15 protein-coding genes are annotated in these 18565 nt (G+C 71.8%); 7 read left to right on the forward strand and 8 right to left on the reverse strand.

Features of this window, described 5'->3' with window-relative positions; genetic code table 11:
* Positions 1 to 163: 163 nt before the first annotated feature.
* Together ACQ0O7_RS15325 and ACQ0O7_RS15330 are read right to left on the reverse strand one after the other, a co-directional pair.
* Positions 164 to 1309, reverse strand: coding sequence for an alcohol dehydrogenase catalytic domain-containing protein (locus ACQ0O7_RS15325; RefSeq protein WP_430782719.1), 1146 nt, complete (start codon positions 1307 to 1309; stop codon positions 164 to 166).
* Positions 1306 to 2733, reverse strand: a complete 1428-nt coding sequence (locus ACQ0O7_RS15330; RefSeq protein WP_430782720.1) for a flavin-containing monooxygenase — start codon at positions 2731 to 2733, stop codon at positions 1306 to 1308. The genes ACQ0O7_RS15325 and ACQ0O7_RS15330 overlap by 4 nt, the downstream gene beginning before the upstream one ends.
* A 155-nt stretch (positions 2734 to 2888) precedes the next feature.
* On the opposite strand from ACQ0O7_RS15330, the gene ACQ0O7_RS15335 reads away from it, so the two are divergent.
* A complete protein-coding gene (locus ACQ0O7_RS15335) occupies positions 2889 to 4367 on the forward strand; it encodes a diguanylate cyclase domain-containing protein (protein WP_430782944.1) in 1479 nt (492 codons plus the stop codon).
* 12 nt (positions 4368 to 4379) lie between these two features.
* On the opposite strand, the gene ACQ0O7_RS15340 is transcribed toward ACQ0O7_RS15335, so the two are convergent.
* Positions 4380 to 4931, reverse strand: a complete 552-nt coding sequence (locus ACQ0O7_RS15340; protein WP_430782721.1) for a thymidine kinase — start codon at positions 4929 to 4931, stop codon at positions 4380 to 4382.
* A 181-nt stretch (positions 4932 to 5112) separates the two neighbouring features.
* The gene (locus ACQ0O7_RS15345; RefSeq protein WP_430782722.1) at positions 5113 to 5514 is read right to left on the reverse strand and encodes a nuclear transport factor 2 family protein; all 402 of its coding nucleotides are present in this window, start codon (positions 5512 to 5514) and stop codon (positions 5113 to 5115) included.
* 230 nt (positions 5515 to 5744) lie between these two features.
* Here ACQ0O7_RS15345 and ACQ0O7_RS15350 point away from each other — a divergent pair, with 230 nt between their 5' ends.
* Positions 5745 to 9833, forward strand: coding sequence for a SpoIIE family protein phosphatase (locus ACQ0O7_RS15350; RefSeq protein WP_430782723.1), 4089 nt, complete (start codon positions 5745 to 5747; stop codon positions 9831 to 9833).
* Positions 9833 to 10123, forward strand: coding sequence for an STAS domain-containing protein (locus ACQ0O7_RS15355; RefSeq protein WP_430782724.1), 291 nt, complete (start codon positions 9833 to 9835; stop codon positions 10121 to 10123). The genes ACQ0O7_RS15350 and ACQ0O7_RS15355 overlap by 1 nt, the downstream gene beginning before the upstream one ends.
* Before the next feature lie 339 nt (positions 10124 to 10462).
* Here ACQ0O7_RS15355 and ACQ0O7_RS15360 read toward each other — a convergent pair whose 3' ends face one another.
* The gene (locus tag ACQ0O7_RS15360) at positions 10463 to 10882 is read right to left on the reverse strand and encodes a DUF6069 family protein (RefSeq protein WP_430782725.1); all 420 of its coding nucleotides are present in this window, start codon (positions 10880 to 10882) and stop codon (positions 10463 to 10465) included.
* Positions 10883 to 10991: 109 nt separating this feature from the next.
* Between ACQ0O7_RS15360 and ACQ0O7_RS15365 the strand changes: the two genes are divergently transcribed.
* Together ACQ0O7_RS15365 and ACQ0O7_RS15370 are read left to right on the forward strand one after the other, a co-directional pair.
* Complete coding sequence (locus tag ACQ0O7_RS15365; RefSeq protein WP_430782726.1) at positions 10992 to 12221, forward strand: sensor histidine kinase; 1230 nt, start codon at positions 10992 to 10994, stop codon at positions 12219 to 12221.
* Positions 12209 to 12922, forward strand: coding sequence for a response regulator (locus ACQ0O7_RS15370; protein ID WP_430782727.1), 714 nt, complete (start codon positions 12209 to 12211; stop codon positions 12920 to 12922). Before ACQ0O7_RS15365 ends, ACQ0O7_RS15370 begins: the two co-directional genes overlap by 13 nt.
* A gap of 66 nt (positions 12923 to 12988) precedes the next feature.
* Here the strand turns inward: ACQ0O7_RS15370 and ACQ0O7_RS15375 are convergent, their stop codons facing one another.
* The 3 genes from ACQ0O7_RS15375 to ACQ0O7_RS15385 all read right to left on the reverse strand — a co-directional run bounded on the left by ACQ0O7_RS15375 (position 12989) and on the right by ACQ0O7_RS15385 (position 15004).
* Positions 12989 to 13177 (reverse strand): hypothetical protein, encoded by a 189-nt coding sequence (locus ACQ0O7_RS15375; RefSeq protein WP_430782728.1) that lies wholly within the window; start codon positions 13175 to 13177, stop codon positions 12989 to 12991.
* A gap of 79 nt (positions 13178 to 13256) precedes the next feature.
* Entirely contained in the window at positions 13257 to 14489 is a 1233-nt protein-coding gene (locus ACQ0O7_RS15380) for an MFS transporter (protein WP_430782729.1), read from the reverse strand.
* Entirely contained in the window at positions 14486 to 15004 is a 519-nt protein-coding gene (locus ACQ0O7_RS15385) for a TetR/AcrR family transcriptional regulator (RefSeq protein ID WP_430782730.1), read from the reverse strand. Before ACQ0O7_RS15385 ends, ACQ0O7_RS15380 begins: the two co-directional genes overlap by 4 nt.
* Before the next feature lie 243 nt (positions 15005 to 15247).
* Here ACQ0O7_RS15385 and ACQ0O7_RS15390 point away from each other — a divergent pair, with 243 nt between their 5' ends.
* Positions 15248 to 16075 carry a hypothetical protein gene (locus tag ACQ0O7_RS15390; protein ID WP_430782732.1) on the forward strand — a complete coding sequence of 276 codons (828 nt, stop codon included), beginning with the start codon at positions 15248 to 15250 and terminating at the stop codon, positions 16073 to 16075.
* Positions 16076 to 16152: 77 nt separating this feature from the next.
* Complete coding sequence (locus tag ACQ0O7_RS15395) at positions 16153 to 18561, forward strand: beta-L-arabinofuranosidase domain-containing protein (protein WP_430782733.1); 2409 nt, start codon at positions 16153 to 16155, stop codon at positions 18559 to 18561.
* Positions 18562 to 18565 lie beyond the last annotated feature (4 nt).

Here is an 18565-nt window from a genome sequence, read left to right on the forward strand (position 1 = left end):
TGCGCCGCTCCCCGTCGTGTGCCGCGTTCCGGTGCGCCGCTCGCCGTCGTGTGCCGCGTCCGGTGCGCCGCTCCCTGTCGTGTGCCGCGTTCGGTGCGCCCTGTTGCGTGCCGCGTTCCGGTGCGAACCGCGCCGGAACGCGGCACACGGGCCGTACTCGCCGTCAGCGGGACGGGTCTATCAGGACTTTGGCCTCTCGGCCGGCGGCCAGGGCGCCGAAAGCCGCGGGGACCTCGTCCAGGCCGATCACGCTGGTGATCAGGGGGCGTGCGTTCACCCGGCCCCGGGCGATCATCGTCAGCGTCTCGTCGAAGTCGGCGGGGTCGTAGCAGAAGGAGAAGCGGAGCTGGAGTTCCTTGTTGACGGCCATCGTCGGGCGGAACGTGTCGGGGCGCATGCACACGCCGACCACGACCACCGTCGACAGGAACGGGGTGTTCGACACGATGTCCTCGATCACGCCGGGCAGGCCGACGCATTCGAAGACCACCGGGCCTCTCGGGCCGGCCCCGAATCGTTTCGCCGTTCGCATGATCCGGCGCCATGGCAGGAACCGGACGGCGCGCAGCGCGTGCAACGCCTCCAGGCCGGCGCCGTAGTACGCGGGCGCGCTGCGCACCAACCCGGCCCGCTCGCCCAGATGCGCCCACGGCGAGTCGACCGCCGGGTCGACGACGGTCTGCGCGCCGCATCGTCTCGCCAGCTCCCGCCGGGACGGTGAGTAGTCGCCGGCCACGATGTGCCGCACCCCGGCGGCTTTCAGCATCAGGATCACCGCGAGCCCGATCGGGCCGCAACCGATGACCACGGCGGGGTCGTGGCGGCGGACACCACCCATCCGGACGGCGTGGTGGGCGACGGCGAGCGGTTCGGTCAGCGCCGCCAGATCGACATCGAGACCATCCGGTACGGGGATCAACGCGTCCTCGTCGGTCAGCACGTACTCGGCGAATCCACCCGGTGCGTGTGTGGACAGGCCGGTCATGTGCACCTCGCCGTCGACGCGGATCAGCGGCAGGGTGACGATCCGGGTGCCCGCCCGCCATCGTGCCCGGCAGCCCGCCCCGTACGAGACGATCTCGCCGGTGAACTCGTGCCCGAGCACCACCTCGTCGGACCGCCGCATGAACCCGTCGTAGCCGACCTCGGCGGCGATGTCCGCGCCGGCCTCCGCGTCGTGGCGAACATGCAGGTCGGAGCCGCAGATCCCGGCCCGCAGCACCTTCACCAGCACCTGTCCGCGGCCCGGCGAGGGGGTCGGCCGTTCGACCACCGACAGCACCGTGTCGTGGACGGCGACGGCCCTCATCCGTACACCAGGCCGTCGGTGAGGTCGGCTCGGTTGGTGGCCCAGGCGTCGGCCATCACGTCCTGCCGGATCGCCCACGGATAGCGGGCGGTGGCTCGCGGCATCAGGTGGGCTGACCGTTTCAGATAGCCGGAGTCCATCCGCATGAACGGGAACGTCTCCCCGGGATCGGCCGGCACCACCGGTGTCACCACCGTCGAGCCCTGGTCGCCCATGTGCCGCAGGAGCCGGGCGAGCAGCCGCGCGGTCAGGTCGGCCCGGACCGTCCAGGACAGGTTGATGTAGCCGATGCAGACGGCCAGATTGGGCAGTCCGCTGAGCAGCGTCCCGTGCCAGGCGACCGATTCCGACAGGTCGACGGGGGCGCCGTCGCGGTGGATGGTCACGCCGCCGAGCAGTTGGATGCGCAGCCCGGTCGCGGTGACGACGACGTCGGCCGGGAGGGTGCGCCCGTCCTCCAGCTGGACTCCCTCGGGCACGAACCGGTCGATGCGGGCGGTCACCACCGAGGCCGTGCCGTCCCGGACCGCGGTGAACAGGTCGCCGTCGGGGACGATGCAGAGCCGTTGATCCCAGGGGGCGTACGGCGGGTTGAAGTCGCGGTCGGCGATCGCCGCCGAGCCGGTTCCGGCGATCACACCTTTGCGCAGCAGCCCGCGCATCAGGGCGGGGAAGCGGCGGCAGGCCCGGTAGAGCAGCCACTGCATGGTGATGTTCTTGGACCGGGCCAGCCGGTACGCGGCCGCCGGGGGCAGGACCCGCCGGAGGGCGCCGGCGATCCGGTCGCGGCGGGGCTGGGCCAGGACGTAGGCCGGGGTCCGCTGCAGCATGGTCACGTGTGCCGCGGTCCGCGCCATCGCCGGGACCAGCGTGACGGCCGTCGCCCCGGAGCCGACGACCAGCACCCGGCGGTCGGTGAAGTCCAGGTCGTCCGGCCAGTGCTGGGGGTGGACGACCCGGCCGGTGAATTCGTCCAGGCCCTTGAACTCGGGGTCGTGCGGCATGTCGTAGTCGTAGTAGCCGGTGCAGAAGACCAGGAAGCGGGCGGTCCACGCGCCGTTGCCGGTGCCGACGTGCCAGCGGGCGGCGGTGGTGGACCATTCCGCGGACGTGACCCGGGTGCCGTACACGATCAGGTCGTTGATCCTCGTCTCTCGTGCCGTGTCGTGGACGTATCGGCGGATGGTCTCGCCGTCGACGATCGACTGCGTGCCGTGCCATGGACGGAACGGGAAGGCGAGGGTGAAGAAGTCGGAGTCCGAGCGCACTCCGGGATAGCGGAACAGGTCCCAGGTGCCCGCCATCGTCGACCGGGCCTCCAGGATCCGGATGGTTAGGTCGGGGCGGGCCTCGCGGATCCGGTAGGCGACGTCGATCCCGGAGATGCCGGCGCCGACGATGAGCACATCGGTGAGTCGTGCCATCGGTTCTCCTCACGAAGTGATGGCTCTCGGTGCCGGCGGCCGGGATACCGGCGTGGTCAAGCTACCGCGCTCAGCGGAACGGCGCACCCCCGGAAACCGTCCGGCCCGGTGTTGTCTCATCCCGCGCCGGTTCCGGCCGATGAGGCGTCGTGTCCATGTCACCAGCCGTGCGGGGTCGAGCCGATACCGCCGTCCCCATCGGCGCCGCGGCCCTGACCGTGGCGCTCGGCGTCGTCCTGGTGGACGGCCGGATCGGTCCCGCGGCGCCGGCGATCCTGTGCTGGCTGGCGGTGACGGTGCTGGTGTCCGGCATGACCGGGTACTCCTACCTGGTCAACCGGATGATCCCGGACACCGCGCCGGAGAAGCGCTTCTGGCGGGCCTTCATCGTCGCCGCCTCGGTCTTCGCCGTGGCCGACGGGATTCACCTGGTCACCGCCATCGCCGACCCGCTGTCGGCGTCGGCGCAGTCCGGCACCGGGCTCGCCCGGACCATCGGGCTCGGCCTCGGCGGCACCATCATCATCGGCGTGATGGCCACCTACCCGCTGCCGTACCGCTCCGGCCGGGTCCGCCTCTGCTACCAGCTCGACCTCGCCACCATCGTCACCGCGGTCGGCGCGATCGGCCTCTACTGGTCGGTGACCGGGGTGCTGGCCGCCGGAGCCGTCGCCGGAGTGGTCGCCGGGCCGGTGGTGGCGACCCTGGTGGCCTTCGCCGTGGGACGCCTCTACCTGAGCGGTTCGGCGCCCTTCCCGTGGTACGTCGGGGTGCTCGGCCCGCTCGCCGCGGTCCTGGAGGCCACCGCCCGCACCCTCGGCCCCGAACTGGCCCGCGCCGGCCGCCCCGGACCGGTCTTCGCCCTCACCCTCGCCGCCCACCTGCTGCTGCTGATCGCGGCCTGGCTGCAGTACGGCCACTACCGCGCCGGATACCACGCCGTGCCGGTGGCGCGCCTGCGCCCGTACAGTCTGCTGCCCTACGTCGCGCTGGCCGGCATCTACACCCTGCTCGTGGTCACGCTGGTGACCCGCGGCCTGGACGCCCGCGCCTGGATCATCCAGATCGGCGCGCTGATCTGCACCGCCATCGTGGTGGCCCGGCAGCTGATCGCGTTCATCGACAACGCGAAACTCCTGGCCGAACGGGACAGCCTGGCCCAGCGCCTGCACACCATGGCGTTCACCGACAGCCTCACCGGGCTCGCCAACCGCGCGCGCTTCCTCAACCGCCTCGACGAGACGAGCGGCCCGGTCGGCGTCCTGTTGATCGACCTGGACGACTTCAAGCCCGTCAACGACAGGTACGGCCATGCCGCCGGAGACGCGGTGCTGGTCGAGGCCGCGCGCCGGCTCCGGGCCAGCCTCGGCCCCGGCGACCTGGTGGCCCGGCTCGGTGGCGACGAGTTCGCGGTGCTGCTGGACGACCGGCGGGACGAGGGGTACGCGGCGGTCGCCGACCGGCTCGTCGGGCTGCTCGGCGCCCCGTGCCGGCTGCCCTCCGGCGACCAGGCGACCGTGCGGGCCAGCGTCGGCCTGGCCGTCGGCGAGGCCGGCCAGGTGCTCAACGTCGCCGATCAGGCCATGTACCGCGCCAAGCACCGGGGCAAGGGCACGGTCGAGATCGCGGCCTGAGGTCTTCCTCCTCTACGGCAGAACCACACAACGACGACACCGGGCCTCGTACGAGTAGGTCCCGTCATCGGGCAGCGGGGTCGACGGCGCCAGCTCGCGGATGAACGGCTTGCCGTGCTCCAGCACCTGCGTGTGCGTGGCGTCCAGCGACCGGCACACGTCACACACCGCCCGCCGGTAGATCACCCGCTCCGGCGCCAGCTCGAACAGCGCCCGCACCGGCGCGAACAGCAGCCCCCGATGGTCCAGGTCGATGCCGGCCACCACCACCTTGATCCCGCGCCGGACCGCGACCCCCAGCTCGGCGATGTCGTCGACGGTGAACATGTGGATCTCGTCGACCCCGATCCACTCGACCTCACCGTCGGCGGCCCCGGCCAGCGAGTGCACCTTCACCGTCTGCAGGCTGCCGCCGGACCGGGAGGTCACCGCGGTGTCCCGCCCGTGCCGGGCCGACTGGTAGATCCGGTGCGGGATACCGGCATGCTCCAGCGGCGACAAGAGGCTGATCATCTCCAGCGACTTGCCGCCCTTCATCGGGCCGAGGATCACGGTCAGGTCCATGCCCCGAGACCCTGCCACCCCCACCCCGGCCACCCGCATGCGGGGCTGCCCGGCCGTCCGTGTGACCGGGCATGATTGATCCGGTCCGGGACCGAGGAATCGCTCGGGGGCGATGTGCGGGACGTCGCCTCCGACGGAGGTGCCGCGTGACCTGGAGCGGATGCCGCGCGGGTAGCCGTGGTCAGGCCGATTCGGTCAGCGCCTCGGTGGCCTCCCGCTGGATGCGGGGGAACTCGGCGGCCATCGCCTCGGACAGGGCCGTCGCGGCGGAGAGGGGGCGGACCATCACCATGAAGTCGTCGATCAGCCCATTGCCGTCGACGTGGATGAAGTCGCAACCGGTCACCGAGCGGCCGTTGACGGTGGCCTCGAAGACCAGGGCGTGGTCGCTGCCGCCGTCGATCTCGCGGATGTAGCGGAAGTCCTGGAACACCCGCATCGCGGCCCGCAGGATCGCCGCGGTGACCGGCCGGCCGGGGTACGGCTTGTGTGCCACCGGGCTGGTGAACACGACGTTCTCCGCGAGCAGCGCCTCGATCGCGGCGGTGTCGCGGGCCTCGACGGCTTGCCGGAAGGGGTGCATCAGGGCCTCCTGGATAGTCAATTTTTTGACTAGTACCTGGACTGTACGCCCGCCACCCGGCGTACCGAATCGTGGAAGGTGTTTTGATCTTCGGGGGATGGCCACGATTGAACGGCCGGTGATCGGAGAAGAGGGTAGCCCGGAGGGTTGACCTGACCCAGCGGAACCGGGACTGTCCCGTTACCGTGATGGCGTCGGTCCGGCGCCAAGGTGAGGAGACAGCTGCAGCGATGAGCGGTACCGAGCGTCCGCTGACCCCGCACGCCTTCTCGGCGGATCCCGAGGTGGGTGCGGATCTGGCCCGAGTCGACTGGGCGGCGACACCGCTGGGCCCACCCGAGCAGTGGCCGCTGAGCCTGCAGACCGCGGTGAGCATCCTGCTGTCGTCACGGTTCTCGATGTGGATGGCGTGGGGCCCGCGGCTCACCTTCTTCTGCAACGCCGCGTACCGCCGGGACACGCTGCACGACAAGTACCCGTGGGCGCTCGGCCGCCCGGCCAGCGAGGTGTGGGCGGAGATCTGGGGTGACATCGGCCCCCGGATCGACACCGTGCTCAGCACCGGCGAGGCCACCTGGGACGAGGGCCTGCTGCTGTTCCTGAACCGGTCCGGCTACCGCGAGGAGTCGTACCACACGTTCTCCTACAGCCCGTTGCGCGACGACGACGGCGCCCTGATCGGCATGCTCTGTGTGGTCCGCGAGGACACCGAGCAGGTGATCGGCGAGCGCCGGATGCGCACGCTGCGCGACCTGGGCTCGGATCCGAGTGTGGCCCGGACCGAGCAGGAGACCCTGGCCTTCTCCAGCCGGCAGCTCGAGCGCAACCTGGGTGACCTGCCGTTCACCCTCACCTACCTGTTCGACGCCGACGGGCGGGCCGGGCTGGCCGCGTCGACCGGGATCGCCGAGGGACATCCGGCGACGGCTCCCGGGGTGTGGCCGTCGGCCCGGCTGGCGGACGGTGAGGCGGTGCTCGTCGACCTGGTGGGGGAGCCGTTCACCGGGCTGCCGTCCGGGGACTGGCCGGATCCGCCGGAGCGGGCGCTGGTGCTGCCGTTGCTGCGGCAGGGCGGGACGCCGTACGGCTTCCTGGTGGCCGCCCTGAACCGGTTCCGCCCGTTCGACGACGGCTACCGCGGGTTCCTGGAGCTGGCCGCCGGTCACGTGGCGGCCGGGATCGCCGCCGCCCGCAGTTACCGGGCCCAGCAGTTGCGGGCCGAGGAGCTGGCCGAGCTGGACCGGGCCAAGACCACGTTCTTCTCCAACATCAGCCACGAATTCCGTACCCCATTGACGTTGATCATGGGTCCGGTGGCGGATCTGCGGAACCGTCTGGTGGGCGAGGGCGCCGACGTCCGCGAGGAACTGGAACTGATCCACCGCAACGGTCTGCGGCTGGGCAAGCTGGTCAACACGCTGCTCGACTTCTCCCGGATCGAGGCCGGGCGGATGCAGGCCCGGTACGAGCCGGTCGACCTGTCCGCCGCCACCGCCGAGCTGGCCAGCGCGTTCCGGTCGGCGATCGAACGGGCCGGCCTGACGTTCGAGGTGGACTGCCCGCCGCTGCCCGGCCCGGTGCACGTGGACCGCGGCATGTGGGAGAAGGTGGTCCTCAACCTGCTCAGCAACGCCCTCAAGTTCACCTTCGACGGCGGCGTCCGGGTGACCGTGCGCGCCGACCGGGAGCACGCGGTGGTGACCGTCGCGGACACCGGCGTCGGCGTGCCGGCCACCGAGATGCCGCGGCTGTTCGAGCGTTTCCACCGGATCGAGAACGCCCGCTCGCGCTCCAACGAGGGCAGCGGCATCGGTTTGGCGCTGGTCCAGGAGCTGGTCCGGCTGCACGGCGGGACGATCACCGCGCACAGCGAGACCGGCCGCGGTACGGCATTCGTCATCCTGCTGCCGTTCGGTCACGCGCACCTGCCGTCGTACACCGAGGTCCCCGCCTCGCCGGGCACGCCGCTGTCGGCCAACGCCGACCCGTTCCTGCAGGAGGCGCTGCGCTGGCTGCCGTCCGAGGCGCCGGAACCGGAGCCGGTGGCCGCGGCGGCGTCCACCGGCGGCGCGTCGGTGCTGGTGGCCGACGACAACGCGGACATGCGCGACTACCTGACCCGGCTGCTGCGCTCGGCCGGTCACCGGGTGACCGCGGTGGTGGACGGGCAGTTCGCGCTGGAAGCGGCCCGCACCGACGTCCCCGACATCGTGGTCAGTGACGTGATGATGCCACGGCTCGACGGGTTGCGGCTGGTCACGGCGTTGCGGTCGGATCCGCGTACGGCAGGCACTCCGGTGTTGTTGTTGTCCGCCCGGGCCGGCCAGGAGGAGTCGATCGAGGGCCTGGACGCGGGCGCCGACGACTATCTGGTCAAACCGTTCTCGGCCGCCGAGCTGCTGGCCCGGGTGCGTGCCAACGTCGAACTGGCCCGGCTGCGCAACCATCACGCGCGCTGGCGGACCGCGCTGATCGACTCGCTGCAGGAGGCGTTCTTCGTCTGCGACGAGAGCGGCGCGATCATCGAGATCAACAGCGCGTTCACCGACATCCTCGGGTACGGGCCGGAGGGCCTGCCGTACCTTCCGGTGCACCCGTGGTGGCCGGACCGCGACACCGACGCCGACGGCCACCGTGCCGTCGCCGACGCGTTCGCCATGCTGCTCGACCAGCCGTTCGGCGCGTACACCATCCCGGTCGTGCACCGTGACGGCCGCCGGCTGTGGGCGGCGGCCGCGTTCAACCAGGTCCGCGATCCCGACACCGGCCGCCGGGTCACCGTCGGCACCTTCCGCGACGTCACCGCCGAACACCACGCCGTCCAGCGGGACGCCGCGCTCGCGGCCCTCGGCCTGCGGCTGTCCGCGGCGGAGAACGTCGGCGGCGCCCTCATCGCGGTCCTCGCCGAGATGCGCGAGATCTGGCAGGCGAAACATGTGCTGGCCGCCGTCTTCGGCGCCGGCGACGACCCCGTCGTCACCGCCACCGACCCGGCCCTGACCTGGACCGCCCTGCCCGAGCCGCGGCGCGCCGAGCTGCTGGAGCTGCGCGGCCTGCCGGTGCTCACCCCGGTCACCGGCACGGGCTCCGGCATCACCCTGGAACACCCGGACGGCACCATGGTCCTGTGGATCGAGCCGGACCCGGCGCGGCCGTTCGCCACCGCCGACGAGACCCTGCTGGCGCTGCTCGCCGGCCACCTGGGCCAGGGCCTGCAGCGGATCCACCAGATCGACCAGCAGCGGGAGACCGCCCTCGCCCTGCAACGGGCCATCCTCGGCCCGGACCGGCTGCCCAGCGGATTCGCGGTCCGCTACGAGCCGGCCACCCGGCCGCTCAAGGTCGGCGGCGACTGGTACGACACCATCGAACTCGACGACGGCCGGATCGGCATCGTCGTCGGCGACTGCGTCGGGCACGGCCTGGAGGCGGCCGCCGTGATGGGCCAGCTGCGCAGCGCCTGCCGGGCCCTGCTGCTGCGCGACTCCAGCCCCGCCCGCGCCCTGATGTCACTGGACGTGTTCGCCGCGATGCTGCCCGGCGCGGCCTGCGCCACCGTCTTCTGTGGCGTCCTCGACCCGGCCACCGGCCACCTGATCTACTCCAGCGCCGGCCATCCACCGGCCATCGTCGGTCATCCGGACGGCCACATCCATCTCCTGGACCAGGGCAGATCAAGACCGGTCGCGGTACGGCCGGGAGCCGACCGTCCGGAAGCCGAGTACACCGTGCCCGCCCGTGCCACGCTGCTGCTCTACACCGACGGCCTGGTCGAGCGCCGCCGCCGGCCACTGTCCAGTGGCATCGGTGAGGCCAGCACCGCGGTCCGGCACGGCCTCGGCACCCCGATCGAGGACCTGGCCACCGAGATCATGGACCGGCTCACCCCCGACAACGGCTACGACGACGACGTGGCCGTGCTGCTCTACCGCCATCCCGGCCCGCTGGAACTGGAGTTCCCCGCCGAATCCGGCCGTCTCGCCCCGGTCCGGTCGGCGTTGCGCGGCTGGCTGGAACGCTGCGGCATCGACCCGGCCACCACCCAGAACATCCTGGTGGCGGCCGGTGAGGCATGCGCCAACGCGATCGAGCACGGGCACCGGGGCCACCCCGGTGGAAGCATCCGCCTGCGGGCCGCCGCCACCGCCGGTGACCTGCGGGTGATCATCACCGACACCGGGCTGTGGAAGGCCCCCGACCCGGCCGCCAACCCGTACCGTGGCCGGGGTCTGAAGCTGATGCGCGCCTTCATGAACGCCGTCACCGTCACCTCCGGAGCCACCGGCACCATCGTCGACATGCAGGCGAGGATTCTCTGATGACCACCGCGCTCACCCTCACCACCGGCCCCGGCCCGGTCCTCGCCGCGGCCGGTGAGATCGACATGAGCAACGCCGAGACGTTCGCCACCGCCCTGGCCTCGGCGGTGTCCGCGGCCGCCGGCCGGCCGTTGACGGTGGACCTGACCGCGGTGCAGTACCTGGACAGTGCCGGCCTGGCCGCCCTGTTCACCCAGGCCGACCACATCGAGGTCCGGACCGGCCCGCTGCTGGCCCCGCTGCTGGAGATCTCCGGCCTGGCCGAACTGACCACGGTCCGCTGGGCCTGACCCGCACCGCCCGCGGAGCCGTCCCGCACCGCCCGCACCGCCCGGACCGCCGGCACCGCCCGCCCGCGTGGCTTGCCGCCCGCGCCGCTCGCCCGCACTGCCCGGCCGGGTCGGTCAGGAATCGAGAAGTGCCAGGCCGGGCCGTTTCACTAGCGTCTTACGGGTAGCCAGCGAACCCGGCCCGGGAGGTCGTCATGCGGAAGCGGATCAGGCAGTTCCACCGGTGGACGTCGATCGTCTTCACCGCCACCGTCGTCGCCACATTCGTCGCCTTCGCGATGGAGGACCCGGTGGAATGGGTGGCCTACACACCGTTGGCGCCGCTGCTGCTGCTGATGGTCACCGGGCTGTACCTGTTCGCACTGCCTTACACCCGGCGGCGTGCGAGCCGAGCCCCGGCAGACCGATGATCAGGGCCATCCCGACCGTCGTGTGCAGCCCGGCCAGCGACAGCGCGGTCGCCGGATCGACCGCCGCGGTCAACGGCCCGGCCAGCGACAGCACCAGCACGACCGACGCGATCGGCCGGTAGAGGCGCTGCCGCCCGGCCTGTTCCAGCATCGCGAGCAGCACCCAGGCGGCCACCCCGGCGATCACGGCGGCCGGGACGATGGCGTCCGGCCCGATCGGGGTGACGGTGCCGCCCTGCCCGACGAGCAGTTCACGGCCGCTGAGCGGAGCGCCGGCCGCCCACAGCAGGAGTGATCCGGCGGTGGCGAGGGCGATGGTCAGGACACGTCCGGTACGAGTCTTCGTCATGCCGCACACACTCCCGCCCGGCCGCGGTCCGGCACATCCTCCCGGGGGAGACGGCCCCACCTACTTTGGATGGTGTCGCCGCCCCTGAGCTGGAGATTAACCTCGCTCCATGAAGCAGAACCAGCCGGATCGGGCGCGCCCGGACACCTGGCGGGGCCGGGCGCGTTCTGCCGTTCGGCCGGATCGGGTGAGCGCGCGTGCCGTCGCCGTCGTCACGACCACGGCCGGGCCACTCGTCGCGGTGACGATCCTCGGTGTGTGGGGTGGGCGGGCCGGCGGGCGGATGCTCGCCCTGGACGTCGCCGCCGGTCTGCTCGCCTGGGCGCTCACCCCCATGATCCTGTGGCGGCCGGTCGCCGGCGCGGTGCTGCTCGGCCTGCTGTCCGCGATGTCCCCGGCGGCGACCCCGCCGGCCACGATGGGCGCGTTGCAGGTGGCGCGGCGGCGGCCGTTCCCGGCGGCGGTCGCGGTGGGCGCGGTCGGTCTCGCCGCTCACGCGGTGCAGGGCGCCTGGCGGGCCAACGGCGGGATGTCGTACGGCTGGTGGCTCGCACTGATCACCCTCGCCTACGGCGCGCTGCTCGGCTGGGGTGCCTGGGCACGGGCCCGGGAGGCGCTGATCCGTTCGCTGGAGGAGCGGGCCCGCCGGGCGGAGGCCGAGCAGGGCCGCCGGGTCGCCGAGGCGCGGATGCTGGAGCGCCGCCGGATCGCCCGGGAGATGCACGACGTCCTGGCGCACCGCCTGTCGTTGCTGGCCACGTTCGCGGGCGCGCTGGAGTACCGCCCGGACTCCCCACCGGAGAGACTGTCCACCGCGGCCGGGATCGTCCGCTCCGGCGTGCACCAGGCCCTGGAGGAACTCCGCGACGTGATCGCCCTGCTGCGCGAGGACGGCCTGGACGGCGACCCGGACGGCGTCGGCCCCCACCGTCCACAGCCGGTGCTGGCCGACGTGCCCCGGCTGGTCGGCGAGTCCCGCGAGGCAGGCACCCCGGTCCTGGTGGACGAGCGTGTCACCGACCCGTCCGAGGCGCCGCCGGTGGTGGCCCGGACCGCATACCGCGTGGTCCAGGAGGGCCTGACCAACGCCCGCAGACACGCTCCGGGCCAGCCGGTCCGGGTGGAGATGCGTGGTGGCCCCGGCATCGGCCTGGAGATCGACATCAGCAACCCGCTGCCCTCCGTCCGGCCGGCTGGTGAGGGCGGGACGCATGCCCGGCCCGGGGGAGCCGGGCTGGTGGGCCTCACCGAACGTGTCGGTCTGGCCGGTGGGGTCCTGGACCACGGTGTGTCGGCCGGGGAGTTCCAGCTGCGTGCGTCGATACCATGGCCGGCGTGAACCCGGTCCCGGAGCAGCCCGCCGCGCACACCGCTCCGGGGGACGGGGGGAGGCCTCCGATTCGGGTCGTCGTGATCGATGATGACGCGCTGGTGCGTGCCGGGCTGACGATGATGCTCGACGGCGCCGACGGGATCGTGGTCGTCGGTGAGGCTTCCGACGGTGATCAGGCGCAGGCGGTGGCCGACGCCCACGCTCCGGATGTGGTTCTGATGGATCTGCGGATGCCCCGGGTCGACGGGATCACCGCGACCCGGCGGTTGCGGGCCCGGCCCCGGCCGCCCGAGGTGATCGTGCTGACCACCTTCGACACCGACGAGAACATCGTGCACGCGCTGCGGGCCGGCGCCGGCGGTTTCCTGCTGAAGGACACCCCGCCGGCCCGGATCGCCGAGGCGGTCCGGCTGGTCGCGGACGGCGAACCGATCCTGTCGCCGCGGATCACCCGCCGCCTGATGGACAAGGTGGCGGTGCGGGCCGGGGCGTATTCGTCGGCCCGCGCGGCCCTGGCCGTCCTGAGCCCGCGCGAACGCGACGTCGTGCTGGCGATCGGCCGTGGCCACGGCAACGCGGAGATCGCCGCCGAACTGGACATGACACTGGCCACCGTCAAATCACACGTCTCCCACATCCTCACGAAGCTGGCCCTGGACAACCGGACCCAGATCGCCCTGCTGGTCCACGACGCGGGCCTGGCCTGACCGCGCCGGCCCCGCCTGACCGCGGCGGGTTCGGCTGGGGTGGCGGGTCGGGGCGGTGGGTCTGGATCACGGCGACGGGTCCAGGGAATGGCGGCGGCGCAGTCTCACCCGTACCGGAGAAGGGTCTATGACGAGCCGGCAGACCGTGAGTGGGACGCCCACCGCGGCCTCGTAGCCGGCACGCTCCGCACGGCTCTGCACCACCCCGGCCAGGATCAGCCGCGCCGCGCCGGCCTCGTGGAACCCGGCGGCCACCGCGCGCAGGTTGCGCAGCGTGAGCCGGTGCTGGAACGGGTCGCCGGGCGTGCCGCCAGCGAACCCGATCCCGGTCCCCTCAGGCGGACCCCGGTGTTCGAGGTAGCGGCTCTACCACCCCGCGCACCGGCCGGGCCAGGACGCCGGATACCAGTAGCGCGCACCCGGCCACCACGATTGTCGCCGCCGGGATGCTCATCGTCGCCGCCAGCGAGCCCGCCGCGATCGGTGCGACGGCCAGGCCACCGGTGTAGGCGAGGTTGTAGAGGGCGTACGCGGCACCGTACGCCGGTGGCTGAACGTGCTCGGCGAGGGTCCCGACCAGCACCAGCGTCGGCGTCAGGATCAGCTGCGCACCGAGCGCCACCAGCACCAGACCGGTGATCGAGAACGCCACCGAACCCCGCCCGGCCAGCACCAGACCGGCCGCGGTGACCAGCGCGCCGGCCGCCGCCACCCGCCGCGGCTCGATCCGGTCGGCGATCATGCCGCCGAGTGGGGCGGCCACCGAACCGGCCAGTGCCGCGGCCGCGAACGCCAGCCCGATGCCGGTGCCCCCGAGACCGAGATCGAACAGGTGCAGCGGGAGCACCGGCTCGGGGAAGGAGATCGCCACCGCCCCCAGCACGGTCAGCGTGACGAGCAGCGGGAACCGGGGCGCGGTGGCCAGCCGCCGATAGGCGGGACCGGTCCGCTCGGGTGCCGGCAGCCGGCGGATCAGCAGGACCCGGGCCGCCGCGTCGGCCACCGCGAGGACAGCGACCAGCAGAAACGGGGCGCGTGGGCCGAACGAGTCGGCGAGCAGCCCGCCGGCGGCCGGGCCGAGCAGGAGCCCGGCGCCGATGGCGGACAGCGCGGTGCCCATGGCGCGGCCGCGCTGGGCCGGGGGATGGGTGGCGGCGATCAGTGACAGGCCGGCGGTCCAGGAGATGGCGGCGGCGACACCCTGCGCGGCACGGGCCGCGCAGAGAATGATCAGACCGGAGGTTCCTCCGGCGCCGGTCGCGAGGGCGAACAGGACGGTTGCCGCGGCGAGGCCGACGAGACCGGCGACGAAGGGGGTACGCGGGCCGCTGCGATCCACCCACACACCGACCGGGGGGATGGCGGCGAGCATGGCGATCGCGTACGCGGCGAAGAGCGCTCCGGACGCGATGGCCGAGCCGTCGACGGCCGGGAGGGTGGGCAGGAGGGGGACGAGGGCGCCGTACAGGAACATGTCGACGCCGAGGGCGAGCGCGGTGACGCCGAGAGCCGCCGCGGGTTTCGCGCTCGCCGGTTCCGGCCCGGTCGTCTGTTTCGGATCAGTCATCGTGCCAGCCATTCGACGTCGGTGGGCAGCAGGTCGGGATCGGTGGCGGCGAGCAGGGCGGTCCCGCACATCCAGGCGATGACGTGGTCGGCTGCCTGCTCGGGGAGGTGGTGGCGGAGGCGGTCGCGCCAGTCGGTGAGGCCGGCGATCTTCGCCTCGGCGGCGCCGGGCAGGGCGGCCAGGGAGACGCCGGAGTTGACCGTGATGGCGAGCAGTGACCGGAAACGGTCATCTTGGCGGAGGTGGTCGAGCCAGGCGCGCTGGAACGGTGCGAGGCCGTCGCCGAGGGTGGCCCAGACCGGCGCGGTCACCGTCTCCCAGGCGTCGGTGACGACCGCGGTGTAGAGGTCGGTCCGGTCGGCGAAGTGGTGGTAGAGGGCGCCCCGGGTGACGCCGGCGCGCTGGGCGACGTCGGCGAGCCGGGCGGTGGTGACGCCCTGTTCGGCGAAGACGGTCAGGGCGGCGGCGAGCAGGGCGGCCCGGGTGAGGGCGGTGTCCTCGGCGGTTCGGCGCACGGGTAAAAGATACGTGCACGCGTGTATGTAAAGCAAGCGCGCGTTCACATGGATCAATTTCGTAACCGTGTGAACATCTTGCCGAAAACGTTTTCGTAGGGCAGCGTACCGAGCAGGTGACCCGCATCACCGGGGCAGATGCGTGAAGTCCATCCGGCGAACTCCTGTGCACTGAAACGCCGGGTACCACCCTTGCCCAAGGCATCGACGCTCGTCGATCAATAACCGATCAAGGAGGTTTCCGTGAGAGCGAGACGGCTCGTGACGCTGATCGCCGCGATGCTGGCGATCGTGCTCGCCCCGGGTGCGGCCCAGGCCGCACCGGCCACCTGGAGCCCGCCGTCCAACCTGGTCACTCCACTGAACCAGGTCTGGCAGCACCAGGAGCAGACCTACAACGGCGGCAACCTGTACGGGTTCCGCAACTACGGCTGGGACCAGGTCATGGCCAACCGTGGGTACATCAACTACTGCGTCCGCTGGGACTCCACGGCGACCGTGACCGCCGCCCAGCGCGACCAGATCCACGCCACCCTCGCCCGTCAGCACAAGAAGTGGATGGACGAGCTGGTCGGGCACAACGCCTGGCCGTACCGGGACGTGCCGGTGAAAGTGGTCGGCTGGGCCGTACGAAATCGGTCGCAGTTGCAGTGGACCGACAACAGCGTGGACATCTACGTCAACGACATCCGTGAGAACGCCCCGCAGTGTTCGGTGCCGTGCGGGCGCTTCTTCAACCAGAACGGGCAGTACCCCAACTGTCCCGGCGGGTACGCCCGGCACTACGACCAGTCACTCTGGCTCACCGACGGGTTCGGTGGCGGAGCCGGTGGCGACTGGGGCCAGCGGATGGGCCGCGAGTACTACATGTCCAACCTGAACACGGCGAACATGACGATCCTGCTGCACGAGATCGGTCATACCTGGGGTCTCGACGACTTCTACGACTGGACTCCCAGCGGGGTCAGCAACTTCATCATGCGCGCCGGCAGTTCGGCGTCGATCACCGAGTTCGACGCCTGGATGTTCCGTGACTGGTGGCGGCACCTGAAGAGCCGCTACGGATATTGATCAGCGCCGTCCCCCTGTGAACCAACCCGTCCCGGCCGGGCCCCACCCGGCCGGGACACCGCGGCGAAAGGTGTCCCATGATCTCGCGTCGAAACCTCCTGAAAGCCGGGGCCGCGGCCGCCCTCCTGCCGCCGGTGACGCTGGCCCGCCCGGACACCGGAGTCTCCGCGTACGGGTTTCCGCTCACCGCCGTCACCCTGACCGGCGGGCCGTTCGCCGCGAACACCGGCCGCACCCACGCGTATCTGAAGTTCCTGAACATGGACCGTCTGCTGCACACGTTCCGCCGGAACGCCGGCCTGTCGTCGTCGGCCACCCCGTGCGGCGGCTGGGAGTCGCCCACCACCGAGCTGCGCGGGCACTCCACCGGCCACGTGCTGACCGCACTCGCCCAGGCGTACACCGGCACCGGCGACACCGCCTTCCAGACCCAGGGTGACTACCTGGTCGCCCAGCTCGCGCTCTGCCAGCGGCCGAACGGCTACCTGTCGGCGTACCCGGAGAGCTTCATCGACCGGGTGGAGACCGGCCAGCAGGTGTGGGCGCCGTACTACACCCTGCACAAGATCGCGCAGGGGCTGCTCGACTGGCACCAGCTGACCGGAAACAGCCAGGCCCTGCAGGTGCTGCTGCGCAAGGCCGCCTGGGTGCAGGCCCGTAACAGCCGGCTCACCCACGCCCAGCGCCAGCAGATGCTCCGTGTCGAGTTCGGTGGCATCGGCGAGACGCTGTTCAACCTGTACCAGTTGACCGAGGACCCGGTGCACCTGTTCACCGCCCAGTACTTCGACCACGATCAGGTGCTCGACCCGCTCGCGAACAACGTCGACGTGCTCGCCGGATTCCACGCCAACACGCAGATCCCCAAGGCGATCGCCGCGATCCGCGGATTCCACGCCACCGGCGACACCCGGTACCGGGACATCGCGGTCAACTTCTGGAATCTCGTGGTACGCCGGCACTCGTACGCGATCGGTGGCAACTCCAACGGCGAGTACTTCCAGGCACCGGACCGGATCGCCGCGGAACTGTCCGACAGCACGTGCGAGTGCTGCAACACGTACAACATGCTGAAGTTGACCCGGCAGTTGTTCTTCACCGACCCGGGCCGGGCCGGCGAGCTGATGGACTTCTACGAGAAGGCGCTGTTCAACCACCTGCTCGGCGCGCAGAACCCGAACTCGGCACACGGGCATCACTGCTACTACGTGCCGCTGCGCGCGGGTGGCATCAAGACGTACAGCAACGACTACGACGACTTCACGTGCTGCCACGGCACCGGCATGGAGACCAACACCAAGCTCGCCGACAGCGTCTACTTCACCGACAACACCACGACTCTGTACGTCAACCTGTACGTCCCGTCCACCTTGACCTGGCCGGGTCGGGGCATCACCATCCGGCAGGACACCACGTTCCCGGAGAGCACCACCGCGCGGCTCACGGTCACCGGCTCCGGCCCGATCGACATGCGGCTGCGCATCCCCGGCTGGACCTCCGGCGCCCAGGTACGGGTCAACGGCACCCTCACCGGGGCGCCGGCCCCGGGCACGTACCTCTCCGTCAATCGGACCTGGACCAGCGGCGACGTCGTCGAGATCAGCCTGCCGGCGACCCTCGTCCTGGACCCGGCCCCGGACGACCCGGCGGTCCGCGCGGTCCGGCACGGCCCGATCGTCCTCGCCGGGCAGTTCGGCACCGGCAACCTGAACGCCCTGCCCACACTCGACCCGGCGACGCTGCGGCCGACCGGGACGGCACTGGAGTACACCACCGGATCGGTGCTGCTGCGGCCCTTCTACCAGACGCACGGACAGCGCTACTCGGTCTACTGGCGGGTGACCGGCACGGTGCCGCGGGAGGCGCGGTACCCGTTCGACGAGACGTCCGGGAGCACTGTCACCGACGCCACCGGCAACGGCTGGAACGGCACCCTGGCCGGGGCGGCCACCCGGACCACCGGACGGACCGGCGGCGCGATCCTGCTCAACGGCGGCGCCGCGCACGTCAGCCTGCCCGCCGGGATCCTGGCCGGCGCCACCGCCTACACCGTCGCCACCTGGATCCGCCTCGACACCGCCGCCACCTGGGCGCGCGTCTTCGACTTCGGCACCGGGACCGGCGCCTACCTGTTCCTGACTCCGCGCAGCGGCGCGGGCACCATGCGATACGCGATCACCACCGGCGGGTCCGGGGCGGAGCAGCGCATCGACGCGCCGGCCGCCCTGCCCACCGGCGGATGGGCGCATGTCGCCGTCACCCACACCGGCGATCTCGGCGTGCTCTACCTCAACGGCGCCGAGGTCGCCCGCAACACCACATTGACGGTACGGCCGTCGATGTTGCCGTCCACCGGACAGAACTGGATCGGCCGCTCCCAGTACTCCGCCGATCCCTACCTCACCGCGGCCGTCGACAACTTCCGGATCCACAGCCGGGCGCTGTCGGCGGCCGAGGTTTCTCAACTGCACGCCACCGGACAGTAGAGAG

The organism is Actinoplanes sp. G11-F43 (genome assembly GCF_050589265.1).
Classification (GTDB): domain Bacteria; phylum Actinomycetota; class Actinomycetes; order Mycobacteriales; family Micromonosporaceae; genus Actinoplanes.

Coding starts and splice junctions, on each gene's coding strand:
- ACQ0O7_RS15325 (WP_430782719.1), bottom strand. CDS start 1,309: ATGAGGGCCGTCGCCGTCCACGACACGGTGCTGTCGGTGGTCGAACGG.
- ACQ0O7_RS15330 (WP_430782720.1), bottom strand. CDS start 2,733: ATGGCACGACTCACCGATGTGCTCATCGTCGGCGCCGGCATCTCCGGG.
- ACQ0O7_RS15335 (WP_430782944.1), top strand. CDS start 2,889: ATGTCACCAGCCGTGCGGGGTCGAGCCGATACCGCCGTCCCCATCGGC.
- ACQ0O7_RS15340 (WP_430782721.1), bottom strand. CDS start 4,931: ATGGACCTGACCGTGATCCTCGGCCCGATGAAGGGCGGCAAGTCGCTG.
- ACQ0O7_RS15345 (WP_430782722.1), bottom strand. CDS start 5,514: ATGCACCCCTTCCGGCAAGCCGTCGAGGCCCGCGACACCGCCGCGATC.
- ACQ0O7_RS15350 (WP_430782723.1), top strand. CDS start 5,745: ATGAGCGGTACCGAGCGTCCGCTGACCCCGCACGCCTTCTCGGCGGAT.
- ACQ0O7_RS15355 (WP_430782724.1), top strand. CDS start 9,833: ATGACCACCGCGCTCACCCTCACCACCGGCCCCGGCCCGGTCCTCGCC.
- ACQ0O7_RS15360 (WP_430782725.1), bottom strand. CDS start 10,882: ATGACGAAGACTCGTACCGGACGTGTCCTGACCATCGCCCTCGCCACC.
- ACQ0O7_RS15365 (WP_430782726.1), top strand. CDS start 10,992: ATGAAGCAGAACCAGCCGGATCGGGCGCGCCCGGACACCTGGCGGGGC.
- ACQ0O7_RS15370 (WP_430782727.1), top strand. CDS start 12,209: ATGGCCGGCGTGAACCCGGTCCCGGAGCAGCCCGCCGCGCACACCGCT.
- ACQ0O7_RS15380 (WP_430782729.1), bottom strand. CDS start 14,489: ATGACTGATCCGAAACAGACGACCGGGCCGGAACCGGCGAGCGCGAAA.
- ACQ0O7_RS15395 (WP_430782733.1), top strand. CDS start 16,153: ATGATCTCGCGTCGAAACCTCCTGAAAGCCGGGGCCGCGGCCGCCCTC.